This window comes from Metabacillus indicus, assembly GCF_046603695.1.
Lineage (GTDB): Bacteria > Bacillota > Bacilli > Bacillales > Bacillaceae > Bacillus_P > Bacillus_P indicus.
The window spans coordinates 4,085,753-4,112,616 of the sequence record NZ_CP176757.1 but is presented as its reverse complement, the minus strand read 5'-3'; the positions used below and the strand labels follow the sequence as shown (position 1 = coordinate 4,112,616).

24 protein-coding genes and 1 riboswitch are annotated in these 26,864 nt (G+C 46.7%); of the genes, 10 read left to right on the top strand and 14 right to left on the bottom strand.

The features are described from left to right. The first annotated feature begins 265 nt into the window (after nucleotides 1–265). From ACK1LH_RS20840 to ACK1LH_RS20830, 3 genes are read left to right on the top strand one after another with little or no spacing between them, the layout of a single operon-like run. Complete coding sequence (locus ACK1LH_RS20840; protein WP_411334236.1) at nucleotides 266–1,393, top strand: GerAB/ArcD/ProY family transporter; 1,128 nt, start codon at nucleotides 266–268, stop codon at nucleotides 1,391–1,393. Then, nucleotides 1,359–2,816, top strand: a complete 1,458-nt coding sequence (locus tag ACK1LH_RS20835) for a spore germination protein (protein ID WP_411334235.1) — start codon at nucleotides 1,359–1,361, stop codon at nucleotides 2,814–2,816. The genes ACK1LH_RS20840 and ACK1LH_RS20835 overlap by 35 nt, the downstream gene beginning before the upstream one ends. Further along, nucleotides 2,816–3,976 (top strand): Ger(x)C family spore germination protein, encoded by a 1,161-nt coding sequence (locus tag ACK1LH_RS20830; protein ID WP_411334234.1) that lies wholly within the window; start codon nucleotides 2,816–2,818, stop codon nucleotides 3,974–3,976. Before ACK1LH_RS20835 ends, ACK1LH_RS20830 begins: the two co-directional genes overlap by 1 nt. Before the next feature lie 190 nt (nucleotides 3,977–4,166). On the opposite strand, the gene ACK1LH_RS20825 is transcribed toward ACK1LH_RS20830, so the two are convergent. The 3 genes from ACK1LH_RS20825 to hxlA all read right to left on the bottom strand — a co-directional run bounded on the left by ACK1LH_RS20825 (nucleotide 4,167) and on the right by hxlA (nucleotide 6,148). Further along, nucleotides 4,167–4,883 carry a 3-ketoacyl-ACP reductase gene (locus ACK1LH_RS20825; RefSeq protein ID WP_029282993.1) on the bottom strand — a complete coding sequence of 239 codons (717 nt, stop codon included), beginning with the start codon at nucleotides 4,881–4,883 and terminating at the stop codon, nucleotides 4,167–4,169. A 69-nt stretch (nucleotides 4,884–4,952) separates the two neighbouring features. After that, on the bottom strand, nucleotides 4,953–5,510 hold the full coding sequence (gene hxlB, locus ACK1LH_RS20820) for a 6-phospho-3-hexuloisomerase (RefSeq protein ID WP_411334233.1): 558 nt from the start codon (nucleotides 5,508–5,510) through the stop codon (nucleotides 4,953–4,955). Beyond that, the gene (hxlA, locus tag ACK1LH_RS20815; RefSeq protein WP_029566490.1) at nucleotides 5,510–6,148 is read right to left on the bottom strand and encodes a 3-hexulose-6-phosphate synthase; all 639 of its coding nucleotides are present in this window, start codon (nucleotides 6,146–6,148) and stop codon (nucleotides 5,510–5,512) included. Before hxlA ends, hxlB begins: the two co-directional genes overlap by 1 nt. Nucleotides 6,149–6,362: 214 nt before the next feature. Between hxlA and ACK1LH_RS20810 the strand changes: the two genes are divergently transcribed. Continuing rightward, a complete protein-coding gene (locus ACK1LH_RS20810) occupies nucleotides 6,363–6,731 on the top strand; it encodes a winged helix-turn-helix transcriptional regulator (RefSeq protein WP_029566491.1) in 369 nt (122 codons plus the stop codon). 65 nt (nucleotides 6,732–6,796) lie between these two features. On the opposite strand, the gene ACK1LH_RS20805 is transcribed toward ACK1LH_RS20810, so the two are convergent. Together ACK1LH_RS20805 and ACK1LH_RS20800 are read right to left on the bottom strand one after the other, a co-directional pair. After that, nucleotides 6,797–7,837 carry a zinc-binding dehydrogenase gene (locus tag ACK1LH_RS20805; protein ID WP_411334232.1) on the bottom strand — a complete coding sequence of 347 codons (1,041 nt, stop codon included), beginning with the start codon at nucleotides 7,835–7,837 and terminating at the stop codon, nucleotides 6,797–6,799. 237 nt (nucleotides 7,838–8,074) lie between these two features. After that, entirely contained in the window at nucleotides 8,075–9,289 is a 1,215-nt protein-coding gene (locus ACK1LH_RS20800) for an MFS transporter (RefSeq protein ID WP_411334231.1), read from the bottom strand. Nucleotides 9,290–9,600: 311 nt separating this feature from the next. Between ACK1LH_RS20800 and ACK1LH_RS20795 the strand changes: the two genes are divergently transcribed. Beyond that, on the top strand, nucleotides 9,601–10,818 hold the full coding sequence (locus ACK1LH_RS20795; protein WP_411334230.1) for a TerD family protein: 1,218 nt from the start codon (nucleotides 9,601–9,603) through the stop codon (nucleotides 10,816–10,818). 123 nt (nucleotides 10,819–10,941) lie between these two features. Here the strand turns inward: ACK1LH_RS20795 and ACK1LH_RS20790 are convergent, their stop codons facing one another. Next, complete coding sequence (locus ACK1LH_RS20790) at nucleotides 10,942–12,201, bottom strand: S8 family peptidase (protein ID WP_411334229.1); 1,260 nt, start codon at nucleotides 12,199–12,201, stop codon at nucleotides 10,942–10,944. 147 nt (nucleotides 12,202–12,348) lie between these two features. Next, on the bottom strand, nucleotides 12,349–13,644 hold the full coding sequence (locus ACK1LH_RS20785; RefSeq protein ID WP_411334228.1) for an MFS transporter: 1,296 nt from the start codon (nucleotides 13,642–13,644) through the stop codon (nucleotides 12,349–12,351). A 121-nt stretch (nucleotides 13,645–13,765) separates the two neighbouring features. On the opposite strand from ACK1LH_RS20785, the gene ACK1LH_RS20780 reads away from it, so the two are divergent. Next, entirely contained in the window at nucleotides 13,766–14,989 is a 1,224-nt protein-coding gene (locus tag ACK1LH_RS20780; RefSeq protein WP_411334227.1) for a helix-turn-helix domain-containing protein, read from the top strand. 103 nt (nucleotides 14,990–15,092) lie between these two features. Here ACK1LH_RS20780 and ACK1LH_RS20775 read toward each other — a convergent pair whose 3' ends face one another. The 4 genes from ACK1LH_RS20775 to ACK1LH_RS20760 are packed head-to-tail and all read right to left on the bottom strand — an operon-like array spanning nucleotide 15,093 to nucleotide 19,030. After that, nucleotides 15,093–15,911 carry an ABC transporter ATP-binding protein gene (locus ACK1LH_RS20775; RefSeq protein ID WP_411334226.1) on the bottom strand — a complete coding sequence of 273 codons (819 nt, stop codon included), beginning with the start codon at nucleotides 15,909–15,911 and terminating at the stop codon, nucleotides 15,093–15,095. Continuing rightward, complete coding sequence (locus ACK1LH_RS20770) at nucleotides 15,911–16,942, bottom strand: FecCD family ABC transporter permease (RefSeq protein ID WP_411334225.1); 1,032 nt, start codon at nucleotides 16,940–16,942, stop codon at nucleotides 15,911–15,913. Before ACK1LH_RS20770 ends, ACK1LH_RS20775 begins: the two co-directional genes overlap by 1 nt. Continuing rightward, nucleotides 16,939–17,973, bottom strand: coding sequence for a FecCD family ABC transporter permease (locus tag ACK1LH_RS20765; protein WP_411334224.1), 1,035 nt, complete (start codon nucleotides 17,971–17,973; stop codon nucleotides 16,939–16,941). Before ACK1LH_RS20765 ends, ACK1LH_RS20770 begins: the two co-directional genes overlap by 4 nt. A gap of 1 nt (nucleotide 17,974) precedes the next feature. Next, nucleotides 17,975–19,030: an iron-siderophore ABC transporter substrate-binding protein gene (locus tag ACK1LH_RS20760; RefSeq protein ID WP_411334223.1), complete on the bottom strand. Its 1,056-nt coding sequence runs from the start codon at nucleotides 19,028–19,030 to the stop codon at nucleotides 17,975–17,977. 234 nt (nucleotides 19,031–19,264) lie between these two features. Beyond that, nucleotides 19,265–19,340: riboswitch (glycine riboswitch) on the top strand. 127 nt (nucleotides 19,341–19,467) lie between these two features. On the opposite strand from ACK1LH_RS20760, the gene ACK1LH_RS20755 reads away from it, so the two are divergent. Continuing rightward, nucleotides 19,468–20,814, top strand: coding sequence for an amino acid permease (locus tag ACK1LH_RS20755; RefSeq protein WP_411334222.1), 1,347 nt, complete (start codon nucleotides 19,468–19,470; stop codon nucleotides 20,812–20,814). Between the two features lie 34 nt (nucleotides 20,815–20,848). Here ACK1LH_RS20755 and ACK1LH_RS20750 read toward each other — a convergent pair whose 3' ends face one another. Together ACK1LH_RS20750 and ACK1LH_RS20745 are read right to left on the bottom strand one after the other, a co-directional pair. Continuing rightward, nucleotides 20,849–21,346, bottom strand: coding sequence for a DUF4188 domain-containing protein (locus tag ACK1LH_RS20750; RefSeq protein WP_411334221.1), 498 nt, complete (start codon nucleotides 21,344–21,346; stop codon nucleotides 20,849–20,851). A gap of 2 nt (nucleotides 21,347–21,348) precedes the next feature. After that, a complete protein-coding gene (locus ACK1LH_RS20745) occupies nucleotides 21,349–21,903 on the bottom strand; it encodes a PadR family transcriptional regulator (RefSeq protein ID WP_411334220.1) in 555 nt (184 codons plus the stop codon). Nucleotides 21,904–22,287: 384 nt separating this feature from the next. Here ACK1LH_RS20745 and ACK1LH_RS20740 point away from each other — a divergent pair, with 384 nt between their 5' ends. Together ACK1LH_RS20740 and ACK1LH_RS20735 are read left to right on the top strand one after the other, a co-directional pair. Further along, nucleotides 22,288–23,787: a malate:quinone oxidoreductase gene (locus ACK1LH_RS20740; RefSeq protein WP_411334219.1), complete on the top strand. Its 1,500-nt coding sequence runs from the start codon at nucleotides 22,288–22,290 to the stop codon at nucleotides 23,785–23,787. 144 nt (nucleotides 23,788–23,931) lie between these two features. Next, the gene (locus ACK1LH_RS20735; protein ID WP_029283033.1) at nucleotides 23,932–24,447 is read left to right on the top strand and encodes a CBO0543 family protein; all 516 of its coding nucleotides are present in this window, start codon (nucleotides 23,932–23,934) and stop codon (nucleotides 24,445–24,447) included. 137 nt (nucleotides 24,448–24,584) lie between these two features. Here the strand turns inward: ACK1LH_RS20735 and ACK1LH_RS20730 are convergent, their stop codons facing one another. Further along, nucleotides 24,585–26,006, bottom strand: a complete 1,422-nt coding sequence (locus tag ACK1LH_RS20730; RefSeq protein ID WP_411334218.1) for an RQC-minor-2 family DNA-binding protein — start codon at nucleotides 26,004–26,006, stop codon at nucleotides 24,585–24,587. A gap of 99 nt (nucleotides 26,007–26,105) precedes the next feature. Here ACK1LH_RS20730 and ACK1LH_RS20725 point away from each other — a divergent pair, with 99 nt between their 5' ends. Beyond that, nucleotides 26,106–26,801, top strand: a complete 696-nt coding sequence (locus ACK1LH_RS20725; protein WP_411335130.1) for an AraC family transcriptional regulator — start codon at nucleotides 26,106–26,108, stop codon at nucleotides 26,799–26,801. Nucleotides 26,802–26,864: the final 63 nt, after the last annotated feature.

The following is a 26,864-nucleotide window of genomic DNA, read 5'->3' as shown; positions in this document are numbered from 1 at the left end:
AAAAAATGGAAGGCTGTTTGTTACATACATGGTGAGCATTTCCCTCCTATTGTCATTTTTAGGTTTAGCATATGTTTTCTAATCAGTATGGTGTAAGGACATCTTATGGTTTTATAACCAATTAAAACAAGACATTTATGTATGGTTTTAGCGATGATAAAAGAAGGACCAAGAACATCCCAACGTTCTTGGTCCTTCTTTTTTACATAATAAACCAACCCTCTGGCAACCATAAAAAGGTAAATCTGTACATATGGAGATGCCTATGCAAAGTCTAACGAAAATCCTTATACCAAGACAGCTGTTTACGCTCCTGATTTTATCCACTGGCCTGCTTAATCACGTGATCCTCATCCCGAATTTGCTTACCGCTTCAGGAAGGGACAGCTGGTTGAGTGTTCTTTTGTGCTGCCCGGTAGCTTTGTTTTTTTTATGGCTTATTTACTACATTGTTAAAAATTGTCCGGACGAAGGTTTTTTCAGCATGGTCCAGAATCGGTTTGGGAAGGTTTTTTCCGCTCTTTTATCGCTTCCAGTCGTTCTTTTTTTGTTTTGCAGTTCGTATTTAACCTTCAAAGATCTTGTTATATGGCTGAACGCTTATTTTCTTGCGGATGCCTCATTGCTGATGATTAATATCATCCTCATTATTGTCTGTTGTGCCATTACTTGGGCCGGGATAAGAGCAATGGCCATATCCAGCGGCTTTCTTCTGCCGCTTGTGATGCTTTTTGGCATTTTTATAGCCATTACAAATTCGAGCGTAAAGGATCCGCAGCTCCTGTTTCCTTTACTTGCAGATGGCTATGAGCCTGTTTTAAAAGGGGGAATCTACACACTGGCAGGTCTGCTTGAGATTTATCTTGTCATCCTCCTGCAGCCCTTCTCCCAGGCACGGATTAAGTTTCATCAGCTTCTTGTGCTTCTGATCATCTTGATTGGCTTGATTCTCGGTCCTCTTACCGCCGCCATTATGGAATTCGGTCCGACAGAAGCAGTTACCTTCCGCTATCCGGCCTATGAACAGTGGCGTATCCTGAAAATTGGGGACTTCATCTCCCATCTCGATTTTTTTGCTTTGTATCAGTGGCTGAGCGGGGCTGTCATCCGCATTGGCTTGTTTATGTATTTGATTGGTGCCTATTTTACAAAGAAAAAACACCATTACCGGCTGAATGCAAAACTAGTCATCATCATGTATTTGCTGTTATTTTTAGCCATTATGATCGATGTTGACACCTATACCTTTACTCAAGTCATTTATCAATACTTTCTGCCGGCATGCATGGCATTCTTTTTAATCCAGATACTAGTATCAGCGCTACTTATATTCGTAATCAAAAAAAGGGATGGGAAGCATGGCAATGACACCAGGATCAACTCTACAGGGTAAGGAAAGTGCGGCTGAGAAAGCAGCGGGTCTGAAGGGGAATTTCTCAAAAAGCCAGGATCTGGTCTGGAAGAAGCAAGAAACGGAAATCGGCAGCTTTGAACTTATTTATCTGGATACGCTGATCGACAGTAATTTTATGAATCAATCGATTCTGCCGAAGCTTGGAGAGGTCCATGAAGGAACAATCGAAAGGACAATCAGGTCGCTGTTTCAGGCAGAGGATGTGACTTGTCAGTCGGCAGATGAGCTGTCTCAGCTGATTTTTGAAGGCAAGGTGCTGTTTCTGATCAATGAGAGGCTTTTAAGCATTCAAGCAGGGGATTTCCCGAAGCGCCAGCCCGAGGAATCGTCGCTGGAAACATCCATCAGAGGGCCAAAGGATGGGTTTGTAGAGGATATCAGAACGAATATCTCCCTGATTAGAAGAAGGCTTAATACAACATCCCTTTGCCTTGAAAAGTTTACAATTGGAAAAAGAAGCAACACAAAAGTGGTCCTCATGTATCTGGATGATGTCATTGATCCAAGAGTTCTTGATGAAGTTCGTAAAAGATTGAATGGGGTAGAGGTAGATCTTTTGACCAGTATTCATGAACTGGAATCCACCGTGAGGGATACGCCATATTCCGTCTTTCCAACGATGGATTATACAGGAAGGCCGGATTTTATCGTACAGATTTTGAACCAGGGGAGATTTGCCATTCTGGTTGATGGGAACCCCACAGTCTCGTATGCGCCGATTAATTTGCTGCTGCAGACCAAATCTCCTGAAGACACATACATCAACTATGCCTATGTGTCATTGGAGAGAATTATCCGGGTTATAGGGATCACGGTATCCGGCTTTTTGCCGAGCATCTGGATAGCGTTCTCCGCTTTTAACATTGAGCAGATTCCCTATCTTCTTGTGGCAACTATTTCTGTCTCAAGGTTCGGACTGCCGTTATCTGCACCAATTGAAATGTTTGTTATTCTTTTTCTTTTTGAGCTGTTTAATGAAGCGGGAGTGCGCCTGCCCCGCGCAATCGGGCAAACCGTTGCCGTTCTCGGGGGCTTAATTGTAGGAGATGCTGCCATCAGGGCTGGCCTGACCTCTCCGACTATGCTGGTCGTTGCGGCCATCACCTATATTGCCTCCTTCACCTTGGTAAATCAATCGCTTAGTTCTGCCATCACCATCGTAAGATTCGGCGCCATCATCCTTAGTACCTTCCTGGGATTGTTCGGTGTGGTGTTAGGGTTCATTTTAACCGTATTCTATTTTTCAACGCTGACGTCATTTGGTACACCATACTTCGGTTCACTGGCTCCTATCAGCTTGAAAGAGATCATTAAGGCTTTTTTTAAGGCACCTATCCAATTTTATAAATCACGAACGACCTCCACCAGTCCAAATGATCCTACAAGGGGGGACCAATCGTAATGGGGAAGGTGAAACTACTCACTCTATTCTGTGTCTTATTCCTTACAGGATGTTCAGGCGTAAAGAACATCCAAGATCTTACCTATATTGTGGCAATTGGGATGGACTTTGATGAGGCAGAGGAAGAATATGTGGTATATCTTCAGGGGCTGAATTTTGCCAATGTCGCCAAGCAGGAGGGCGCAAAATCGGTGGATCCAATTCCTATTTTTATCGCCTCATCAAGAGGAGAAACGCTGAATATGGCCGTAAGCAAGCTTTACGGGAAATCTGAACCGCCCCTTTACTTCGGCCATGTGAATACGCTGCTGGTAACGACCCGTCTTATCCAAAGCAAGGCCGGTGAAGTACTGGAGGAAATTGGACGGAACCGTTCCCTGCGGCCGACCATGAAAGTATTTACAACAGAAGAGAAAATTGAGGATGTTTTCAATATACCGGCTCTTTTCAACTACCCTGCCATTTACACTGTTCTGTTTAAGGCGAAAATCAGTCAATTGGCACAGAATGAATTGAAGGCGATTACGATGATGGACTTCCTTCGTGATTATTATGAGCCGATGGGAACGGCAAAAATTCCGTCTGTCAAAATTGATGAAAGCAGCTGGAAGGCAAATCAAGACTATCCAATCTTATATCTCAATGGGTTTTCCACGTTTCAGCACCAGGAATATAAAACGGACATTCCTCTAGACCATGCGGTCATCATTAATTGGCTGACGGAAAAGGGAATTTCTGTTGACCGGAGGGTTGAAAAGGCTGGAAAACTTGCAGCGGCAGTCAGGCTTGGAGAGCCGAAGATGGAAATTATGTATGATGAAACGGCAGATAAACCGAAGTTTTCTATAGAAATTTCCGTCAGCGCGGATCTCCTGGAAAAAATACAGAAGGACCTGACAATGAACGGTTTGAAAAAGCAGATAGAAGAAGATATCAAAGCAAAAGTCGAATCTATTTACAATGAAGGGGTGGAAAACAAGCTGGATATCCTGGATGCAGGAGAGAAATGGTACAGAAAGCACCCGAAGCAGTTTCAGCAATTAAAGAAAAACCGAACCTTTTATCTCGATCAGGAATCTCTCACAGAGATGAAAGTCAACGTGGAAATTCTGCATTTCAACAGCTATAAATTCAAACGGAGTATAGATGGGGAATTATAAGGAACACAGTGATTGAAGCGCCGTATCTTTTAGGAAGAAGAATCAGTTTCAGAATTAATACAGATCCGTAAAGGCGGCGTACGTTGTTTCAAATCCAAGGCGACATTGGCATGATAGAAGGATAAATAGATAAAGGATAGATCAAAACAGAAAAACTCTGTTCATCTATCCTTTATTTAATATACTTCTTTTATGGATTCGTCGACCATAACCCGGCTGTTTTTACGAATACTCTGCGGTTTAGTTTTAATCCGGAAACAAGGAGTTCGGCCAGATCCTCTGGATGCATGACCCTTTCCGGATCTCCATTGATCAGGTTGGCATCATAGGCTAAATCGGTGGCTACTGTGCTTGGAGTTAGTGCTGTTACACGGATATTGTGTTTGCGTACTTCCAGCATTAAGGATTCAGTCAACCCTAATACTGCGAATTTTGACGCGCTGTAGGCGCTGGTGACAGGTGCTCCTTTTTGACCGGCAGAGGATGAAATATTCACGATATCGCCTGTTTTTCTTTCGATCATTTCAGGGAGAACAGCACGCGTTACATTGTAGACGCCCATTACATTTACACGTATTATTTTTTCCCATTCTTCGGGTGATAACTCGAGAAAACCGCCGAATTGAGCAATTCCTGCATTGTTGATGAGAATGTCGATGGATCCAAGCTCGGATTTGATGTGCTCGACAGCCTGTGTGACGGATTCAAGGTCGGCAACGTCACCAGATGCGATTGACACCTTGATATCGTATTCCTGTAATTCGGTTTTCACTTTTTCAAGGTTGTCCGGGTTTAGTCCCAGCAGCCCGAGGTTTACGCCTTCTTTAGCCAAAGCGATGGCAGTAGATCGCCCAATGCCTCTTCCTGCACCTGTAATTAATGCTGCTTTTCCTTTTATTGAAGCCATAACAATTCACTCCCAGTTAAAAAATAAGGCAGAGACAAATAGTGATCTCTGCCTAAGAGGTTAACACATCTATTCCAAATTAGCGTGTTTGCCATACATTTTATCGGTATCTAGTCCCTTTTTCTCCATGAATCGCAAGATCATTGCATCATAAAAAAGTAAAAGGGTTTGTTCGTATAGTGAGCCCATCGGCTGTATGGTTTTATACTCTGATTCTGTTCGATCCTTGGGTGAGCCGGGCAAGGTGACGGTTATATCGGCAAGTTTGCCGATGGTTGAGTCTGGAAATAAGGTAACCGCGGCTATTTTTCCGCCAATGGCAGTGGCTTTTTGTGCAAGGGATACTAAGCTTTTTGTTTCCCCAGATCCAGAACCAATAATTAAAATATCATCCTTTTCAAAATTAGGGGTCACTGTTTCGCCTATGACGTAAGCATCTATGCCCATATGCATCATACGCATGGCAAAGGATTTAGCCATGAAGCCGGATCTTCCGGCTCCGGCAACAAAGACCTTGCTCGAGCCAAGTATGCCGTTTAAAAGCTTTTCGGCTTCTTCATCAGAAATCAAGTGTACGGATTGGCTGAGCTCTTCTATTATTTTGGCTAAAAAGCGTGATGTCTGCATTATTGTAAACCTTGTTTCACCATTTCTTGCATTTGGGCAGCTGCCGCTTTCTTATCTTCTTTACCGGTAATTCCCCCGCCTACAATGACAAGATCCGGCTGAGCCTTAATCACTTCCGGCAATGTTTCCAGCTTAATTCCGCCGGCAATGGCTGTTTTTGCATGTTTAACGACATTTTTAATGGTTTGAAGATCTTCGAAGGAATTTTTCCCGACTGCCTGAAGATCATAACCAGTGTGAACACAAATGTAGTCAACACCTAATTCATCAACTTGTTTTGCGCGCTCGGCAAGATCTTTTACAGCAATCATGTCTACTAGGATTTTTTTTCCTTGTTTTTTCGCTTCATCTACAGCACCTTTAATGGACATGTCCTCTGCAGCGCCAAGAATAGTCACAATATCTGCACCGGCTTCAGAAGCCTTCATCACTTCATAGCCAGCCGCATCCATAATTTTTAAATCGGCCAGTACTTTTAAGTGCGGAAATGCCTCTTTTACTTCTTTTACGGCGCGAAGTCCCTCGTTAATGACGACAGGAGTTCCGATTTCTACGATATCGATGTGCTCCTCAACTTCTTTAACCAACTGAATGGCTTCTTGGATATTCACTAGGTCTAATGCTAGTTGTAATTGCATGTATATCACTCCTACTGGATTTTTTGGTGACGATTTGTTAAGAGTCCTTATCTTCTTTCTGTTTGAATAAGGACTGTAGATGTAAGTTTAACTAATATGCAATATAATTAAAAGTACGCACTTTATTTTTACATAGTAATTAAAATATTACATAGTGTTAAAAAGTATACTATGTGTTATAGTGTGTATTATTCAACTAACGGAGGTGCACATCATGTCCCGCACACAAGATAAATTATTTAACTGTGAGAAAGAACTGACTCTGTCTGTCATCGGAGGTAAATGGAAAATGCTTATACTTTGGCACTTGGGGAAAGAAGGCACGAAGCGTTTTGGTGAATTGAAATCTCTTATACCCGGCATTACCCAAAGAATGTTAGTGAATCAGCTTAGGGAGCTTGAGGAAGATCTTATAGTAAAACGTGAGGTCTATCCTGTGGTTCCCCCAAAAGTGGAATATTCACTGACTGAACAAGGTGAAACACTAATGCCTATATTAGATTCCATGTACGAATGGGGTAAAAACTATATGGGAAATGTATTGGGAAATGAAGATCTGCCTCGATCCAAATCAATTAAGTGATAAAAAAGAAGTACCAAAGAACACTCAAAGTTCTTGGTACTTCTTTTATTGTGAATAATCGTATTTCAATTCCCAGGGAGCAGCACAATCTTTCCTGCTTTTCCGGAATTCTTAAAATAAACCTGCGCTTCTTTTGCCTTCTCAAGAGGAAACGTACGGTCGATGACCGGCTTGATTTTTCCTTCAGAGATTGCACGGAGCATCCGTCTGAACTCCTCTTTGGTCCCCAAGACGGAGCCGTATAGGGTGATATGTTTTAAGTAGAGCGTTCTGAGATCAAGCTCTGTCTTTTGGCCGCCGGCAGACCCTGAGGTACAGAACTTCCCGCCATTCTTCAGAACTTCCAGGGAGGTGGAAAACAGGGCATCTCCAACAACGTCCAGGACAGCATCAATCGGCCCGCCATTCAATTCTTTGATTTCTTCACTAAGCTTTTCGGACTTATAGGAAAGCACATGTGAGGCACCCAATTCTTTCATTCTTTCTTCCAGTGCCAGATCACCGACAATGGCGATGACCTTGGCTCCGAATACTCTGGAGGCGATTTGGACGTTTAAGGAGCCTACTCCGCCGTTTGCCCCCGTGACCATTACGGTTTCCCCTGGCTGAACCCCGATTTGCTCATTCATATGCCAGGCCGTTAAGCCGCTGACGGAAAAGACCGCACTTTTCGTATAATCAGAAAGGGGCATATCATAGCAAAGAGCCGCAGGCCACACCACATATTCTGCATAGCCGCCATCGTATTCAGAACCAATGAAGGACATATCTTCTGAAATATGCTCGAGACCAGGTTCCCCGCTGGAAGTGAAAGGAAAGAGGACAACGTCTTTTCCGATCATCGCCTCATCCACCGCTTGTCCCGCTTTTACGATTCTGCCTGCTATATCAGAACCGGGTGTCCGGGGAAAGTCCACACCTTCCGCCTTCCAGCCTGATTTAGCTCCGCTTCCGTAAGCCCCTTCTCTCATCCAGATTTCCGTATTGTTAATGGCACAGGCTTTCACCTGAACCAGTACTTCATGGTCCTTCGGCTCTGGAATAGGCACTTCCGCGAGCTCCAGCCTCTCTATCCCGCCGTAGCCTGTTACTTGAAATGCTTTCATTGAACGCTCTCCTTTCAGCTATTGAATTCGTATGTAAGGGAAGACGTGTTTCAAGTCCATTATATCTGGGGAAACCGTTTTTTTATACGAAACTGCTTCAGGATGGATGAATAAGCAAAAGGAAAGGGCCTATAACTTATGCAGCAGGGCGTGAAAATCATGCTCAATTATTAAAAAAGGAGTACCAAAGAACAACTCAATGCTCTTTGGTACTCCATTCTTATTTAGGCATTTGTATCAAGAGATCCGCACTTTCTCTCTAATAACTGTTTCTTTTTGCTTTTGATCTAACCGATAGCTCAGGAACGTCAGCAGACTTGCGGCGACGGCAACGATTCCGCCTACCCACGTTACATTCATCAGGTCTCCCTGATGGTAAACGATTCCGCCCAGCGCGGAGCCGAATGCGATGCCGACGTTGCTTGCGACAGGCATGAGGGAGGCGGCGAGGCCTGTTGCTTTTGGCTGGTAGATGCCGGCAAGGTCGATCAGGTAAAGCTGGGTGGATGTTGTTAACAGGATGGCCATGAGGGACATGAGGCCGATGTTAATCAGACCGAGCGTGAACTGATTGGTCGTCCAGTATAGACTGATCAGGACAAGGGCCTGGATGAGAAAGACAAATCTGAGTCGTCCGATGGCGTTGCGACTCGCGATTTTGCCTGCCAGGATGTTGCTGAAAATCGAGATGAATCCGTAGCCGAACAGGATCAGGCTGATGGAGCCGCCTGGCGCTTCCATCTGCTTCAGGATTGGGACGAGATACGTAAAGACGGCATACGTTGCTCCAAATCCGAGAGACGGGATGAAAAAGGCCATCAGAATTCTCGGGTGCGTTAATAACGAGAATTGATCGCGCATCGAGCTTCGGGCTTGCTTCTTTAAATCAGGCAAGACGAAGAACGCAGCCAAAAAGGCGATTCCCCCGAGAAGCGCCGTCAGCATAAACGTTGCATTCCAGTTGAACCAGCCGGCGACCAGCGTGCCCAGTGGAACGCCAACTACGTTTGCAAGGGTAAAGCCTCCAAATACAAAGGAGATGGCAAGGCTGCGTTTAGCTGCCGGCATCGTTTCACTGGCAACCATCATGGCAAGCGATATCAGGACCCCTGTGACAATGGCCGTCAGCATGCGGAGACCAAGGAGCAGGAGGTAGCTTGATGAAATGATGCACAAAGCATTCAGAATGATGAACGCCCCGATTAATAACAGCATCCATTTTCGCTTTGAAAAATGGCTTGTTGCTGACATGACGAGTGGTGTGGCTATGGCAAACGTGATCGCAAAGGCGGATACAAGGGTGCCTGCCTGCGAATTTGTGATTCCAAGACTCGAGGAAATGTCGGTTAGGATCCCGACGATGACAAATTCGCTTGTTCCGAGAACAAATGTTAATAAGGATAATGTTAAAATAAGCAGCCAGTGGCGCTTAGTCAATTCTGTAGTGTTCATAATGACCTTCCTTCTTAGATGAACTTGCGCAATAAACAATTTAATTATGATAACACAGATGCACTTTGCGGACGGTATAAAACGTTTGGTAATTGTTTGGCGGAATCTCTCCTTACATAGGACAAAAGTTTAATGGGAACTTTTTCGGCAGCTGGTGCATTGCGGTTGTTTTTTTGTAATCTAGTCATTTTCACCCGCATCATTTCAATAAAATGGTATAATTTACAGTGAAATAATAGACAAGCAAGCTGTACGCAGAAGACTTTTTTCTGCGGTGGTGATAGATGAATAGAAACAAGGGGTGGTCATAAATGAATGCCATGCTTCAAATGGGCGGGAATACGGTATTAAGCTCTCCAAAAGGCTATGTAACAGTGAGTTTTGACCGGTCAAATACAATCGACATTTCGTTAACGGCCTTTCTTTTAACAGATACAGATCAAGTGCAGGGGGACAGCGGGATTATTTTTTATAATCAGCCGAATGGTCCTGCCGGTGTTGCGACTCTGCTGCCGTCTGAAAATGCAGGGAATACGGTCATACATAACCTTCAGTTTGACTTGAGCAAAGCGCCTGCCGGAATCAGCAAGATCGCCATTACACTGACAGAGGATAACCACACGGGGTTTGCGAATGTGCGGAATCTAAAGGCACAGGTGCGCTCGGGTGATACGGTGATTGAGTTAACGCCTTCCAGTTTTTCAAAGGAAAACGGGATTGTGGTGCTGGAGCTGTATGTGCGAAATGGCCAGACGAAGGCGAAGTCCATCTGGCGCGGATTTGATTCGGGCCTTGAAGGTCTGTGCAGGAATTTCGGTGTGGAAGTGGAGCCGGAGGAGCAGACTGCGCCTCCAAAAGCTGTTCAAACTCCGCCCGTCAAAGAACCTGTAAAGGCGCCGCCTGCTCCTGAGAAAAAAATCGTTCTTGAGAAGGTAAAGGGCAAGATCAATCTCGACAAGGGCCAGAAGTCAATCATGATTGAAAAAACGCCGGAAATTACGGCTACGGTATCCTGGAAGACCGGAACGGATTATGATATCTATGCGCTCGTTTACACGAAGGACGGCAGGCAGGTTGATGTCGCAATGTTCGGGGCTAAAGGGGTCCCTCCGCTCAGGAAGTTCGCAGGCGGAGCCGTGGAGCACATGGGAGATGTCGGGCGCAACAGCTTTTCAACAAAGAAAGAGGTCATTAAATTAAGGCTGACAAACGACATCCTTGCCGTCGTGCCAGTCGTCTACTCTGCCCAGTCCAACGGAACAGGTTCTTTCTACAGATACAAAGTGTCGATGAGCATCGACAACCATAGCGGAACCTCCGTTACGATTTCCGCTAAAAACGCCAATGACAACGACCGGATTTACACGTGCGTGCCGGGAATTCTCCATAATACCCCAGATGGCGTGATCATCAGCCCGCTTGAGCTGTACAGCTTGCAGAACTCAGAGTACAGACCAATGCTTAGAATGGGCGCTGACAATATGGTTGAGGTTGTGATGGATGCGGGGCCTATCAATCATTATAAATAGAAAAACGCGGACGTTCCTGTATATCGGGTAAGTCCGCGTTATAAATCATGTAATAAACAAAAAGCCTTTCTTTCCCACACTGTAAAAATGTGAGAAAGAAGGCTGTTTTTTTTCATAAATGATTTATTTAACTGTCGGGAAACCGAATCCTGAAGCAATGTCATCCCCTTGAGCGGCATGCAGGCCGCCAAGTATATCCTTGGCTTTCGCTCTGTTTTGCAGTTCCTTTCTGACATCTGCGTTCGACAGGGACGGATTTTCTGCCCAAATCTTTGCTGCAAGTCCAGACACATGAGGAGTCGCCATTGACGTGCCGCTGATGGTATTGTACGTTCCGTCTTTCCAAGTAGATAAGATGTCTTTACCGGGAGCAGACACTTCTACGTCACGTTCACCGATCACATAGTCTCCGTCAGTTGCCGGATTTCCTCTTGAAGAGAAATCTGCAATGCGGTACGATCCGTTTTCGAAAGTGTTCTCAAGTGCAGCCACTCCAACCGCATCCGGATGACCGCCTGGATATCCGATCGTGTTTTCATCAGGGCCTGAGTTTCCAGCAGCTGCCACGACTAGAGTTCCATTCTTATTTGCATAGGATATGGCCTCAGCTATCAATTCGTCCTTTCCTTCAGAACCAAGAGACATGGAAATGATCGTATTTACGCCAAGGCGCTTTCCTTCATCAGCTGCATGACGGATGGCAGCAGCGATGTCGTCGGAGAAGCCTGTGCCGGTATCTCCCAGCACTTTGTATGCCCAGAGCTTAGCTTCCGGAGCTACTCCGTAAACCCCTGTCCCGCTGTCTCCTCCATCGGCCAGAACGCTTCCTGATACATGGGTTCCATGACCGTTCAGATCATAACAGCTTCCATCCTTTAACGGTAAAAGGAGACCTGTGAAATCTTTGCATTGCTCAGAGCGATTCTTTAAATCCTGATGATTGGTCTTTACACCTGTATCTAAAACGGCTACACGAATGTTTTCACCGCCGCTTGTTGCCTTGATGGCAGGGTCCTCATACATTGCTTCAATACCCCATGGAGTCTGATCCTCAGGGGTAACGGTTTGATTCGATCCTCCGAGAATGTTAACCTTCACTTTAGAAACTTTTTGAACGGAAAGATTTTTATTGTTTTGTAGGGCTTCAAACTGGCTTTGGTTTACGCTTGTTGAAAATGAATGATCACCTAAGTTCCATCTGGAACCGTACTTGTTTTTCGCTTGCTGTATAAAATCACTTTTCTCAGATTGGATATAGACTCTGAACGTTTCCTGTCCTTTGTCCTCAGCCTGTGCATTTGCGTCTGCCTGCACTCCTGGTGAAGGGGTCAATAAAGCGATACCTAGCAGGAGTGAACCTAACCATGTTGATCGTCTCTTCATTTTCGTCATCCTTCCCTGAAAAGTTCCTATTTTTTTACACAACCAAAACCTAACAAAAAATGGCCGGGCTGTATATAGGCAGATCTTCACCGGGCGGTATGGACTAGAAAGGTATGAACCAAACTTATTAGAATGGCTTAAATCATCTCATACAGCCGTCCCGGCTTCAGACAGCACTCTCTTTTCCCCGCCAAGCTCCGGATGTACCTTCTTTACAACGCTCGGTCTTGCCAGGGTAACAACCACTCCAATCAGGATTGCTGCCGAGGCAAGCAGGATGTACTGGCCCGGTACGGCGTCGTACAGGAATCCGAATAGGATCATCCCGAGCGGCATGAGGGCCATGGCCATCGTTTCGATCAGGGAGAAGACGCGGCCTTTGTAGTCGTCTTCGATCATTTTCTGCATCATGACCTGAATAGGTGTGTTGATGATGATGATCATGGCGCCGAAGCTGAACATCAGAATCATGTAGAAGGTGAAGATGGACCAGTAGGACAAATCAATCATGAGCGGCAGCGCAGTGGCTCCTAGAATGAATCCGATGGCTAGAATGCCGCGCTTTGAAACGAGAAATGGGTATTTTACTTCTTTTCGGACAGAGAAATAGATCGATAGGATAAGCATGCCGGCGGCGAAGGCTCCTTGGGTGAATCCGAAATGCTGGGACGCAAGGTTCAGCTTTTCAATCAGGACGTAGGAGTAGCCTACCTCAAAGGCACCGAATAGAAAATTGACGATGAGGCAGAGCCAGATCAGGGTCATGAGCACCTGCTTTGTTTTTAAGTAGTGCAGGCCTGCTTTCATGCTCTGCCACATGGATTCTTTGACCTTTCCTTCGGTTTTGCGCTTTGCAAAAAGGGTGAAATTCATGGTGGATTCAAGGAGTACGGCGATGATGGAAGCGGCGATGTAGATGATCAGAAAGGTTTCCATTGAAACGGCTCCATATAACAATCCGCCGGCTGCGGGACTGCCGATTGCGGCGAAGGACATGGCCATCTGGTTCAGTGACATGGCCCGCTGGATGCGTGCTTCGTCGACTAAGCCGGTGATGGATGATGAGAACGTGACGGAAGAAAAGGCGGATGCGATGGCAAGGATGCTTGTTGTGATGTAGATCGCGGTCAGTGAGAGTCCGTGTGTCAGGCTTACGTAAAGAAGTCCGCTTATGGCTAAGGTAGTCGAGATCTGTGCGAGGATGACGATTTTTTTCCGTGAGTATTTGTCTGCGACATAGCCTGCAAAGGGTGAAATCAGCGTCCGCGGCAGAATGTTGCAGAGCAGGTTTGCAGCAAAGCTTGTCGCCGATCCCGTGATCTGCAGGATGTGAAAGCTGATGGCAAAGGCATACACCTGTGCGCCGAACGTTGAGATGAGCTTGCTGATGGTGAAGGTGAACAAATGGTAGGTCGCCATTCTTAATTTTCTTATTTCATCCATTAAAAACCCTCCATATATTAAAAGTTTAATTTAATTAAACAAATTATACCGCATTCTGCTCTTCCATTTCAAGCGAAAGTTTAATAAAATTAAACTAATTAGAAAAATTGGGGTGTTAACCATGATTGGCGAACGAATACGAAAGCTGCGGAAGCAGAAAAAACTGACTCTTGCGGAGCTTGCGGGATCCGAACTGACTAAAGGGATGCTCAGCCTGATCGAGAACAACAAAGCGAATCCGTCCATGGAAAGCCTGGCCTATATCGCGAAGAGGCTTGAGGTGGATGTGTCCCAGCTTGTTAATGAAGTAAATGTGGATGAGCTGAGAGCGGTGCTTGATGAGGCAGAGAGAATATACAGCGAGAACAAGGAAGATCCGGCTGATAAATATAAAAAGCTCATCAAGCTGATAGAACCGCATGTCCATAAGCTGCAGCAGGGGTATGAAGCGGCAAGGCTGCTGGAACTGTACGGCCGCAGCATGTGCAGCGAGAAAAAAGAGTGGAAGGAACCAATTGACAAAGCGACCGTGCTTTATGAACAGATGAACCTGACTCAAAAGCGGGCAAGCACGGGCCTTTTCAGGAGCATCGTCCACTTTATCGGACACCATTACGAAAAGGCGCTTGAGGTCCTGCTTTTTGAGCGGAAAGAAATCGAAAAAAGGTTTGCCTATATTGACCCGATCACGCGGCTTGATCTTGATTATCATGAAGCCATCATGCACTTTGCAGTCGGCGATACCATGTCTGCAAAACGCGTGATGAATGAGGCGATCGCCTTTTCAAAAGAGAATAAAATGTATTACCTGATTGATGATTTGTACCGGATGGCAGCTGCTTCTGCCCTGATGGCTGAGGATACAGAGCTGTATACCTACTACATCATGAAATTGAAGCAGTATGCTGAATTCTCAGAAGATGAAGGCTCCTGGCTCAGCTATCAGCTGTTTCAAATTGAAGCTTTCATTTTGGTCAAACATGATTACCGGGCGGCGCTTGATCTGATCAATCCGTACTTGGAGAAGGCAGAAATGGGCCTGAAATTCAAAGAATGGTTCTTCCTCCAAAAAGGGAAAGCCCTGCATGGCCTCAAGGAATATGAAGAAGCCATCGGCTATTTGGATCTGGCGGAAGTTCCGCCTTATCATCACCACCCGTTTGATTTGTCCCAGTTTTACTTGAGGGATACTTACAAAGCCATGTGCTATGAAAAGCTGGGGGATCCAGAAAAAGCTTTAGCGGCGGCGCGGAAAGCGGTGGAGCGGTTTGAGGGAATGCCGGACTCGCCTTATAAGGAATTTAGCAGGAAGACGTTTGAGGAGCTTGGGGGGAAGCGCCTGTAGCAATTTACACTCATTATTTCATTACTAAATAAGAGACTAGCTTTCTTCAAGCTAGTCTCTTTAGCATGGTTAAATCTTGAGAACAGAGGGGGCTTCCCCTGCATCAATACACACTGCACTCCCTCTTCACATGATGACGTCCAATCGGCACCACAGAAGGAGAGCCTGAGACCGGATCCTGTATGACGGTGCAGTTGAGGCCGAAGATGTCTTTGATCAATGAGCTTGTGATGACCTCCGACGGTGCGCCTTCCGCGACAAGCCGTCCCTGCTGAAGGGCAAAGATATGGTCGGCATAGCGGGCGGACAGGTTGATGTCATGAAGGACCATGACGATGGTCGTTCCGTGCTTCCGGTTCAGGTCTGTCAGCAGATCAAGAATTTCGATTTGATAGGTGATATCCAGATAGGTTGTCGGTTCATCGAGAAACAGGATGTCTGTTTGCTGTGCGAGAGCCATGGCTATCCAGACGCGCTGCCTTTGGCCGCCTGAAAGCTCGTCGATGCTGCGGTCGGCAAATTCGGTGATGTTCATGATTTCCATGGCTTCGGCGACGGCTTCATAGTCCTTTTTTGTCCAGCCTTTCAGAAACGTCTGATGAGGGTACCTCCCGCGTCCGACTAAGTCTGCAACGGTAATCCCCTCAGGGACGATCGGGGATTGGGGCAATAGCCCGAGCACTCTTGCAAGCTGTTTTGGCGGGATTTTGCTGATGGGTTTTCCGTTAAGGGTGACTTGTCCGGAAGCTGGTTTTATGAGCCTTGCCATTGTTTTAAGCAGGGTGGATTTTCCGCAGCCGTTTGCTCCGATCATGATGCTGATTTTATTGCTTGGAATTGAAAGGCTGACATCGTGAAGGATGAGGTTGTTCTCGTATCCAGCCGTGATTTTTTCGGATTTAAAGGTAAGTGCCGGTTTCATTATAAATCTCCTTTCCGGTTCATTCGGATCAGCAGGTAAATCAAGTACGGCGCTCCAAGAATGCCGGTGATGACGCCGACCGGGTACCTGGCAGTAAAGGCAAACTGGCCAATAAGGTCTGATGACAGCACCAGGATGATGCCTGTAAGACCTGCTGGAATAATTGATGAAAATCCGGCACCCGTCAGTCTTTTTGCGATCGGTCCGGAAAGAAATGCGACAAATGCGATCGGTCCTGTTGCAGCGGTGGCAAGCGCAATGATCAGGACAGAGCTGATGATCAGGGCAAGTCTCGTTTTATCCGTGTCCACGCCCAGTGATGACGCAGCCTCCTCCCCGAGCTCCAGCATGTCGAGACGCTTTCCGAGTCCAATAAGGACAGGGGTGAAAACCAGAACGGTGATGATCAGAGGATAGAGGGTCTCCATCTTTGATCCATTCAGGCTTCCGCTAAGCCACCTCATAGCAGTAGGGATATCATGCTCCTGGCCGATCAGCAGCAGATAAGAAATCACGGCATCAAGCATGGCCTGAATGCCGATGCCGATTAAGATCAGCCGGCCGATTGAAAAAGAGGAGCCTTTTGACAAAAGGAAAATAACGAGCACAGCTGCAAGGCCGCCAAAGATAGAAGCAATGCTGACAACGGTATTGCTTGCATGAAGGACAACGATGCAAAAAACGGCGGCTGCACTGGAACCGGCGGTGATCCCGATGACGTTCGGATTCGCCAGAGGATTCCGCAGCATCGTCTGGAAGACTACTCCTGCAGCGCCAAAAGCAAAACCGGCAAACAAGCCTGCAATCATCCTAGGTAACCTGAGTGTGCCTACTGTAAACGTAGCTCCTTGTACTTTTTCCCCCATCAGGACACGTATGACATCCTGAACGGGATAGATCGTATTCCCGAGCATCAGCATGGCACAGCTTAGGGCAAGCGCAATGACTGCGAGAAGGGAAGTCACGAGGATAAACCGGAGCCGTCTCTTTTTTCTGCCTGTCATAATAAGGTTAATCGTATCGTTCATCATAAGGCACGCATTTTCGCTTTCATAGTTAATAGGATTAAGATGGGAGCCCCGATAAAGGCGGTCACGACGCCGACTTCAAGCTCGCCGGGTCTTCCTGCAAGCCTTCCGCACACATCAGATACCGTTAAAATAATGGCCCCTGAAAGAGCTGACATCGGAATGACATAACGCAAATCAGGACCGATGACGAGCCGTATCACGTGAGTGGAAAGTAAACCGATAAAGCCGATTGGACCTGCCAGTGCCGTTGCTGCCCCGCACAGCAGAACGCCGCCAAAAGCAGCAAACAGCCTGAGAGTGCCTGTCCGCACGCCTAAACCTGACGCAGCTTCATCGCCTAAAGCAAGTGCATTCAGTGCAGGAGCCGACAAGACGGCAATCAGGACTCCGGTGAGAAGAAACGGAACAAACAGAGAGATAGAGTCCCAGTTCCCTGCCCCGACGCTCCCTACCTGCCAATAACGGAATTGATCCATGACGCTTGAGCGGGGAATCATGATGGCCATCACAAGCGATGATAAGGCTGCACTTGTGGCCGCACCCGCTAAAACGAGTTTAAGGGGCGTGGCTCCGCCACTCCCCATTGAACCGATTCCGAATACAAAAATGGCCGTTATGATTGCCCCCGCAAGTGCAAGCCAGATATACTGGCTTGCCGTGCTGATATTTAAAAAGGTAATGCCGCAGACGACAAAGAGTGCCGCTCCTGTGTTTACTCCCAGTATGCTCGGATCTGCAATCGGATTGCGCGTGACAGACTGCATGAGGGCGCCTGAGATGCCAAGGGCCGCGCCGCACATAAGGCTGAATACCGTCCGTGCAATTCTTTGCCGGACAACATTTGCTCCGTGGGACTGTACGTCAGGATGAAACAGTCCGTCCATGAGTTCCTTCCATCCAACCGTACGGGACCCGAACATAAGAGAAGCCGCTGTGCATAAGCCGAGCAAAATGAGGGAGAAAATCAAAACCTTTATGAAGTTTCTGGGTATCATCAGCTGCTTCTTTTCTGTAACGGACTGGTTCGTCATGTTACTTTACTTTGCCTGCAGCTTCTGAAAGTAATGTTAAGTATTCATCAATGGAGTATTCAATCGCAAGCGGGTTTGGATTGCCGGCCGCTGCAAGAGGAGTATTGTCGCCGATGATCACGACAGATCCTCTTTGAACCGCAGGGATTTTTCCGAAAATAGGATCTGCCTGCAATGTTTTTAAGGTGTTTTCATTTCCATAAGAAACAAGAATCTCAGCATCGTTCAGCATATCCGCATTTTCTGCGCTTAATTCCAGGTAGAAACCGTCTTCATCCTTAAGCTCGCTCGTCATGCTTTCAGGGTATTCCATCCCAAGCTCGCTCAGGAACTCTCCGCGCGGGTCTGCTGGAGTGTATATGTAGAATTTGGATAGATCATCAGCTGAAATACTGACGAATGCCGCTTTCTTCCCTTTAAGTTCAGGATGCTCACCTGCTTTTTCCTGGATGAGTTTTTCTGTATCTTCAATCAGCTTCTTGCCTTCCTCTTCCATTCCCATACCCATTGCATTGTAGGTTACCTGTTCGCGCCATGAAGCAACCCAAGGCGCCGACTTATAAGCTACAACCGGTGCGATTTCACTCAATGTATCGTATTCTTCCTGCGTGATGCCTGAGTAGGCGGCCAAAATGACATCCGGCTGTGAGTCGGAAATCGCTTCAAAGTCCAATCCGTCCGTATCCTGGTAAATGTTCGGGCTGTCTTCTCCAAGTTCTTTCACTTTCTCTTTCGTCCAAGGCAGCATGCCGCTGTCATCCTGAATGCCGTAGTTTGCTGCTGAAAAACCTACAGGCACTACACCTAAAGCAAGTGCAACATCATGGTTGGCCCATGAAATGGTCGCAACGCGTTCCGGCTTCTCTTCAATGACCGTTTCGCCGAATGCATGCTTGATCGTGATTGGGTATTGCGTATTTGATTCTTTTGAATCAGCTTTCTTATCAGATGTCTTTTCCGAACTGCCTGATTGCCCGCCTGAGCAGCCCGCAAGCGCAATCAAAAGTACAGTTAGTAGAGAAACAGCCAGTGTTAAAAATCTGCATCTTGTATTCATTTGTCGTTCCTTCCTTAGCACTAGTTTATTTGATAACAGTTATCATTATCATTAATTTATCCTCAATTTGAAGGGTTGTCAATGAAAATAATTATCAATTAGAATATGGAACATTATCCCTGTCATTGCAGGACTGTTGACAAGGAATGCCCCACCGCCTACAATTAAGCATTATTCAGAAATACTCAAATTTTAATAGAGAAAGCTATGATAGCTGTGGATCACACTACAGCTGGAGCAGCTTCTGGAGAGACCGCTTTAGCGGCGCCGAAGGGTTCACAATCTCAGGCAAAAGGACAGAAGAGTATAGATTTAGAGTTTGGTGTACCCGTTTTTCGGGCGGCAAATGCTATTTTGGTATTCTTCAAAAAGAGATTGGGAGTCTTCCCGTCTCTTTTTTTATTGGTTTTTTTACATCTAAGAAGGAGGAATTCAAAATGGCACAGCAGGAATTAAAGAGAGATTTGGCGAACCGCCATGTGCAGCTGATTGCAATAGGCGGAACGATTGGGACGGGGTTGTTTTTAGGATCGGGCAAGGCGATTCAGCTTGCGGGACCGTCGATTATTTTCGCTTATTTGATTGTAGGGGTTGCGCTGTTTTTCATGATGAGGGCGCTTGGGGAGCTGCTGCTTTCAAAGGCGGGGTATGAGTCGTTTACGGATATTGCAGAGGATTATCTTGGCCCGCGGGCGGCGTTTGTAACAGGGTGGACGTACTGGTTCTGCTGGATCATGACGGCGATGGCCGATGTCATTGCGGTCGGTGTGTACGTGCAGTACTGGTATGACATTCCGCAGTGGGTTCCGGCAATTGTGTGCCTGCTTCTGCTGCTCGGCCTCAATCTGCTCACGGTGAAGCTTTTTGGAGAACTCGAGTTTTGGTTTGCGCTGATCAAAGTAGTGACGATTCTGGGATTGATCGTCATTGGGGTAATCTTGATTGTAATGGGATTCAAGACAGATGCAGGAACCGTGTCTGTAAGCAATCTTTGGGAGCATGGCGGCCTGTTTCCAAACGGCATGACCGGATTCCTGCTTTCGTTCCAGATGGTCGTCTTTGCGTTTGTCGGAGTGGAACTAGTCGGGGTATCTGCCGCGGAAACGTCTAATCCGAGAAAGAACATTCCGTCTGCCATCAATAAAATTCCGCTCCGGATTCTGTTCTTCTACGTCGGGGCTTTGATTGTCCTGCTCAGCATCAATCCGTGGACGGAACTGAACGCTTCAGAGAGTCCTTTCGTGAAAACGTTCAGCCTGATCGGCATTCCGCTTGCGGCGGGAATCATTAATTTTGTTGTCCTGACGTCTGCTGCGTCTGCCTGCAACAGCGGGCTGTTTTCAACAAGCCGGATCTTGTTTACGCTCAGCAAACGCGGCCAGGCGCCGTCCTCCATGAGGAAGCTGACTAAGCAGCATGTGCCCGGCAATGCGCTGTGGCTGTCAGCTGCCGTTGTTTCAGCAGGTGCGCTTCTAAGCAAGCTGGTTCCCGAGCAGGCCTTCGGTATTGTGACGACAATCAGCGCCATCTGTTTTATCTGGGTATGGAGCGTGATTTTGATCTGTCACATTAAATACCGCAGAACCCGCGGTGACCTGCATGCCAAATCCGCATTCAAGGCCCCGTTTGCGCCGTACATCAACTATGCGGTGCTGGCGCTGTTCGGGCTGATTCTGATCGTGATGCTTGTGGCGGAAGAGACACGTCCGGCACTGATGCTGACGCCTGTATGGTTTATCTTGCTGTATGTCCTGTATTCTGCGAAAAAAAGGTCCCTGACCTGATGAAAAGAGGCTGCGTGGCAGCCTCTTTTCTGTTTTAGATGGAAGTGGTTTTGGCTGCATTTTTCCCCAGCCGCTGTTTTGCCGAGGCGCGGTGTGCTTCAACAGGAATAACGTTGAGCGCTTTACCTAAGCCATACGGAGGCATGTTCCCATAGATTGATTCGTAGTCTCCGGCTTTTACTTTATAGGTTTCATGGTATATGCCTACAGATGGATTGCTGCCGATCTTCTGATTGAAGTTTTTCCATGCCGCCATGTGCTTTTCGCTTCTTGCATAGGCAAGAAGATCCTCCGTCGAGCGCCAATATTGAATCATGACCGTTGTTCTCAGCCCGAAATAGCTTTCCATGGACAGAAAGCCTAATTCATCCTTGTTCATATAGAGCTCCCTGATCATTCCCGGCATGGCAAAAAAGACGGGAAGCCACTTATGAAGGGCGAGTCGCTTGTTTACCCTCATTCCGATTAGAAAGACAACGAGATCGTCCTGATTGTCCGTTGTGTACCGCCCGGCAAACTTTTTATCAGTCATCTTTAATCCCCCTCATTCAGTAACTGTTCAAGAGTGTTTGTGCACCATTCAATCGCAGCCTTTGTCATCCGTTTTCCGTAATCCAGTGTGAAGAGCCAGTAGACGGCATCCTCTGCGTGGTCTTTGTTGGCCGTAATGCTTTCTTCGATGTTTATATATGTAAGGTATCGTGCCTCTAACTTTTTCTTGTAATCCTCTAGAGTGGATACCGTGTTTTCTTTTGGCTGATGACGTCCAAAAAACAATTTAAGCAGAATTTCATTGCGCTCGGCCGGAATTTGTTTAACTGGTTCTTCAAGCCAGTTCTTAAGCGTTTCCTTCCCTTGTGCCGTGAGATGATATTCCTTTCGTTCCGGTTTCGACGGCTGAGAGGAGATCGTGACGGTTGCCAGTTCATCTTCGACAATGGTTTTAAGGGTCGGATAGATTTGCCCGTAGCTGATCTTCCAAAAATGAGTTAAACTCCTGTCGATCAGCTGTTTAATATCATAGCCGGTTCTGCAGTCTGTTGTTAAAATCCCAAGAATGGCGTAGGTTGTATCGTTGTAGGTTTTCAAATCTTTTCACCCTATCTAAAAGATATATATCATTTAGATATATTATACATGGTTTTCCTTAAAAAACAAGATATGTAAATGTTAAGTTATAAAGATTTTGGATGCGTTTGTCGCGGAGCTGCCGTCACAGGATATTCGAATCAGTCTTTTTTGCCGTGAAAATTCATACATTTATTAGGGAATTGCATATCCGCTGAGAACTTATCCTTTTTAACCGCCCGGAAATGGTTTATAATTATCAGATAATAGTAAAATTTAATCTATTCATAATAGACTGTGATAAACTGATATTCAGAAGACTTGTGTATGTTCAAAGGTGGCTGCCTGCATGTTTATGCGGGAGCCTGCTCGTTTTTGCAAATTTAGGGGATAAGGATGGGTAGTATGAGCAGCTTAAAGAACAAAACAGACGTGGTTCTAATTGGTGCCGGGGTCATGAGTGCAACGCTTGGAGCGATGCTGAAAGAGGTAGCGCCGGATTGGAACATTAAAGTATTTGAAAAACTGGGAAGTCCGGGTGAAGAGAGTTCAAATGAGTGGAACAATGCAGGAACGGGTCATGCTGCGCTTTGCGAGCTTAACTATACATCGGAAAAAGCGGACGGTTCGGTAGATATCGGCAAGGCTGTGAAGGTGAATGAGCAGTTCCAGCTTTCAAGGCAGTTCTGGTCCTACTTGGTTAAACGAAATCTGATCCGCAATCCTGAGGATTTTATCATGCCGATTCCGCATATGAGCTTTGTGGAAGGGGAAAAAAATGTCGCGTTCCTGAAAAAGAGATTGGAAGCGTTATCAGCAAGTCCGCTGTTTCACGGAATGGAATTTTCAAGCGACCATCAAAAGCTGAAGGAATGGATTCCGCTTATGATGGAAGGCCGTACATCGTCCGAGCCGATTGCAGCGACGAAAATCGATTCAGGTACGGATGTGAATTTCGGCGCGCTGACGCGGATGCTTTTCGATCATTTGGAGAGAAAAAATGTGGAGGTCCACTACAAGCACAGCGTGGAGGACTTAAAGCGGACGCGTGACGGTTCATGGGAACTGAAAGTGAAGAACGGTTTCGGACAGGTTGAGCGCCACCGGGCGAAATTTGTCTTTATCGGAGGCGGAGGCGGCAGTCTGCATCTGCTGCAGAAAACAGGTATTCCGGAGTCGAAGCAGATTGGCGGTTTCCCTGTCAGCGGACTGTTCCTCGTCTGCAAAAATCCGGAAGTCATCGCGCAGCATCATGCGAAGGTTTACGGAAAAGCAAAGGTCGGCGCACCGCCGATGTCTGTTCCGCATCTTGACACACGTTACATTGACGGGAAGAAATCCCTGCTTTTCGGACCGTTTGCAGGCTTTTCGCCGAAATTCTTAAAAACGGGCTCAAACATGGATCTGATCAGTTCAGTCAAGCCTAACAACCTGATGACGATGCTTGCTGCAGGCGTGAAAGAAATGGCGCTGACCAAGTATCTGATTCAGCAGGTCATGCTGTCGCATGAAAAACGCATGGATGAACTGCGCGAATTCATTCCGAACGCCAAAAACGAGGAATGGGACATCGTCGTTGCAGGCCAGCGCGTACAGGTTATCAAAGATACGGATGCCGGCAAAGGAACACTTCAGTTCGGTACAGAGGTGGTCAGTGCCGGAGACGGTTCAGTTGCCGCCCTTCTCGGAGCATCTCCTGGTGCTTCAACGGCTGTTCATGTCATGCTCGAGGTCTTTGAAAAATGCTTCCCGCAGCATATGACAGCATGGGAGCCAAAGCTTAAGGAAATGATTCCTTCCTACGGCTTGTCCCTGTCGGATCATCCTGAGCTTTTCCGCAAGATGGAGGAGTCGACCGGGAAAACGCTTGGTCTTGTGAAAAAAAAAGAACTCGTTTATAGCTAGGACCCCAAAAAGAAGGGGATTTGGACAACTATAAGCAGGAAAAGGTGCATTGCCCCGGGCAATGCACCTTTTTGCTGTGAGCGTGTATACAAGCCCCATAATGCGTTAAGAATGCAAGTATGATTAAACGTTTGGGGTGAATCGATGTATCTCTTGCTTGTAATCGCAGTCTGGATCTTATTTGCTTATAAATTTATCGACTGGAAACAATGGGAAAAGCAGTATCCGACGGTGCTTTTTTTTATTGTCGTGAATATGACGTACAATTATTTTTATTACGACCACACGCTTTGGGCATTCAGAGGGGTGACGGCAGAATGGCTGAATCATTCAATCATCAATGCCGCTTTTACCTTTTTCATCTGTCCGATGGGGCTGATTATTTATCTGCAGAGATTTCCTGCTAAAAGAAGAAATCAGTGGATCTACATAGCGGTCTGGACGGCCTTTTATTCCGCGCTGGAGTGGATTTTTTCGCATAAGGGCATGTATGTGTATGACAACGGATGGAACGGCTGGCTGAATATCCCGCTGAATCTGCTCTTGTTTATCGTCCTGACCATCCATTACAGGAAGCCTTCTATTGCTATTTTACTATCTGTTTTAGCCGTCATTCTTTTTTACTTATTCTTCCCGTTTTCATGGGGAAACCTAAAGTAAAGGAGGATGCGAGATGCTGATACGCGATGTTTTATCTGTACCCGTGTTTCTCCTGCTGCTTTTTGTGACATACGGGTCTATGTGGCTTTATGTCATGAGACAGGAGAAAAATTTAAAGTAAAAAGCTGCTGATGACCTCAGCAGCTTTTTATGATGGCTTTTGTGATATATTTCGCCGGCCATTCGTTTAAAAGACCGAAGACTTCAGCTTCATGGAAGCCGCTGCGCCGGATTTTGCTTGTGGCTTCTCCCCTCAGGATCTGCACGAGCATATGGTTTGGAACAGTTTCTTCCTGCAGGAAAAGCTGGATTTTTTCAAGGTGTGACCGAAGCAGCCGGAATTCTTTGATTTCAAACATGACGTCATCTGCCTGCGGTTTGTGTTGTTCTGCAAGCTCCTGAAGCTTCTGGAGATGACGGGCAAGGCTTTCGCCCAAATCGTGAGAGTGCTGCTTACTCCAGCTTTCTGCTCTTCTAAGGACAGATGCATCCGGCACAGAGATGTTTGCGAGACTTAGCAGGTCTGGCCGAATCGCATTTGGAAAGTCAAGCTTCTCAATCTCTGTGTAGATTGCTGCTGCAGGGTGTGTTTCCGAAGCGTTCTCAAGCCGGGTTTGGAAGTCTTGAATGTGTGTGATGATTGGAGCGTGCTGTGCTAATTCGGTTTGGATCTCTTTTAACGCGTGCAGCTTCTCCATGGTTTCTTCAGACTGTACGGCGATTTCATTGAACTGCCGTTCGATGGTTGCAATCCTCTTCGTTGCCTGTGGGATATTGACTTCATCTGGAAGGGAAGCCTCATCCTTTGAAACGTGATAGGAAACCGAGTAGCGGCAGGCGCTGCATGTGCAGATGATTGAATCTGTATCCGCATGCAGTGTGAGCTCTTTTTCATGGCTGCAGACCGTCCATTGCCATGCCGGCGGAATGCTGCGGTAAGGACGCATGACAATTTCGACGCGGTGCCGCCAATAGGAGATGTCCTCCGGATATTTCAAAACGCCGAGCAGGGAGGATTTATTCATGATTTCGACCGCTTGTATGACAGCCTCTTTGCTTGATGCAAGCCTGATCAAAGGATGCTGCGTGTAGGCGGAGTTTATTTTCTCGAGCCAATGTTTGCGTTCAAATTTGTTGAGACGTGCGCAAAATAGGTATTCCTGCACCACTTTTTTCACATGCCTGGAGAGGTCTTGAGCTGATAAGGTGCCATAGACCTCCGGATAAAAAAAGCTGCTGTTGATGGGGAGTCCGCGCTGAACGGAATGTTTTTTCCAGAGAAACATTTCAGGCCTGATCAGGTGCGGATAGAGCCGTTCCTGTTTGTAGACCGGAAGCGGAATAGAAGGCCGGTCTATTCCGAGAAAGGTTTTCAAAAGGGTCATCTCTTCTTCAGGAACTGACTGGAGTTCCTGCGCGGCTGCCTGCTGCAGCCTTGACAGTGCCGCGCGTTCCTCTTTATGGCCGATCGAGCGGATCTCCGGATACTTGCGGCCTGCCGGTACGAACAAGAGAGAAGGATAGTCATTAAACTGATAGGCGATTTGCTGAAGCTGCATGTGCTGACACCCCGTTCATTGGAATATGTCACATTATAGAACGTTTTTGGGGTGGACTCCAGTTTGGATGTTTCCTATATAATAGGGGGAGAAGGAGTGATGGGCATGGAAAGCGGCAGGCAGGTAATTTGCGAAAAAAGAACGTATTCGAGAGAGTTTCACTCCCATAAGCATGACTTCGGGCAGTTTCTTTTTCCGCTGCAGGGTTCGCTTGAGATCCGGACAGACCGTCAGCAGATCCATTTAAGCGAGGATTCATGCTTTTACATACCGCCGGGATATAATCATGTGTACCGTTCAAATGATAGGAATGAATTTCTGATTTTGGATATTCCGACGTACTATCTGCCGGATGAAACGGATAGTCTGTTTCTGAATCTTGATCAGCAGTGGTCCGCCATCCGCTTTTTGCTGCTGGAAGAGGCGGCCGGCAGCAGGTCGGGGCTGAACGAGCTTACGCGATACGTGACTCAGAAACTGCACAAGGCACTGCCGCCTTCCATTGCCTGGCTTCATGAGCATTACAACCGTCCAGTCACATTGGAGGTGCTGGCGGAGATTGAGCACTATCATCCGAATTATTATGCGGCCTGGTTTAAAGCGCAAACGGGGAAAAGTCCAAAGGCTTATCTCTCAGAACTGCGGATGAAGGAAGCAAAACGGCTGCTTTCAGGAACGGACTTAACCATCTCCCGCATCAGTGAAGACATCGGGTTTGAACACGTTTCTTCGTTTTCGAGATGGTTTACGGGGCGTGAAGGCGTCTCTCCGAAAACCTTCAGGCAAAACGGCTAAAAAGAACCTTACTCTCTGTAAAGAAAAACGTCCTGTTCTTCTTTATGATGAGGATAAGGTCTT

Excerpts from the sequence above, each read along its gene's own strand:
- ACK1LH_RS20775 (WP_411334226.1), bottom strand. The coding sequence starts at position 15,911 with ATGAAACCGGCACTTACCTTTAAATCCGAAAAAATCACGGCTGGATAC.
- ACK1LH_RS20765 (WP_411334224.1), bottom strand. The coding sequence starts at position 17,973 with ATGACGAACCAGTCCGTTACAGAAAAGAAGCAGCTGATGATACCCAGA.
- ACK1LH_RS20750 (WP_411334221.1), bottom strand. The coding sequence starts at position 21,346 with ATGACTGATAAAAAGTTTGCCGGGCGGTACACAACGGACAATCAGGAC.
- ACK1LH_RS20800 (WP_411334231.1), bottom strand. The coding sequence starts at position 9,289 with ATGAACACTACAGAATTGACTAAGCGCCACTGGCTGCTTATTTTAACA.
- ACK1LH_RS20790 (WP_411334229.1), bottom strand. The coding sequence starts at position 12,201 with ATGAAGAGACGATCAACATGGTTAGGTTCACTCCTGCTAGGTATCGCT.
- ACK1LH_RS20840 (WP_411334236.1), top strand. The coding sequence starts at position 266 with ATGCAAAGTCTAACGAAAATCCTTATACCAAGACAGCTGTTTACGCTC.
- ACK1LH_RS20785 (WP_411334228.1), bottom strand. The coding sequence starts at position 13,644 with ATGGATGAAATAAGAAAATTAAGAATGGCGACCTACCATTTGTTCACC.
- hxlB (WP_411334233.1), bottom strand. The coding sequence starts at position 5,510 with ATGCAGACATCACGCTTTTTAGCCAAAATAATAGAAGAGCTCAGCCAA.
- ACK1LH_RS20825 (WP_029282993.1), bottom strand. The coding sequence starts at position 4,883 with ATGGCTTCAATAAAAGGAAAAGCAGCATTAATTACAGGTGCAGGAAGA.
- ACK1LH_RS20730 (WP_411334218.1), bottom strand. The coding sequence starts at position 26,006 with ATGCAGCTTCAGCAAATCGCCTATCAGTTTAATGACTATCCTTCTCTC.
- ACK1LH_RS20760 (WP_411334223.1), bottom strand. The coding sequence starts at position 19,030 with ATGAATACAAGATGCAGATTTTTAACACTGGCTGTTTCTCTACTAACT.
- ACK1LH_RS20780 (WP_411334227.1), top strand. The coding sequence starts at position 13,766 with ATGATTGGCGAACGAATACGAAAGCTGCGGAAGCAGAAAAAACTGACT.
- ACK1LH_RS20835 (WP_411334235.1), top strand. The coding sequence starts at position 1,359 with ATGGCAATGACACCAGGATCAACTCTACAGGGTAAGGAAAGTGCGGCT.
- ACK1LH_RS20805 (WP_411334232.1), bottom strand. The coding sequence starts at position 7,837 with ATGAAAGCATTTCAAGTAACAGGCTACGGCGGGATAGAGAGGCTGGAG.
- ACK1LH_RS20755 (WP_411334222.1), top strand. The coding sequence starts at position 19,468 with ATGGCACAGCAGGAATTAAAGAGAGATTTGGCGAACCGCCATGTGCAG.
- ACK1LH_RS20830 (WP_411334234.1), top strand. The coding sequence starts at position 2,816 with ATGGGGAAGGTGAAACTACTCACTCTATTCTGTGTCTTATTCCTTACA.
- hxlA (WP_029566490.1), bottom strand. The coding sequence starts at position 6,148 with ATGCAATTACAACTAGCATTAGACCTAGTGAATATCCAAGAAGCCATT.
- ACK1LH_RS20725 (WP_411335130.1), top strand. The coding sequence starts at position 26,106 with ATGGGCATGGAAAGCGGCAGGCAGGTAATTTGCGAAAAAAGAACGTAT.
- ACK1LH_RS20795 (WP_411334230.1), top strand. The coding sequence starts at position 9,601 with ATGAATGCCATGCTTCAAATGGGCGGGAATACGGTATTAAGCTCTCCA.
- ACK1LH_RS20810 (WP_029566491.1), top strand. The coding sequence starts at position 6,363 with ATGTCCCGCACACAAGATAAATTATTTAACTGTGAGAAAGAACTGACT.
- ACK1LH_RS20770 (WP_411334225.1), bottom strand. The coding sequence starts at position 16,942 with ATGATGAACGATACGATTAACCTTATTATGACAGGCAGAAAAAAGAGA.
- ACK1LH_RS20740 (WP_411334219.1), top strand. The coding sequence starts at position 22,288 with ATGAGCAGCTTAAAGAACAAAACAGACGTGGTTCTAATTGGTGCCGGG.
- ACK1LH_RS20735 (WP_029283033.1), top strand. The coding sequence starts at position 23,932 with ATGTATCTCTTGCTTGTAATCGCAGTCTGGATCTTATTTGCTTATAAA.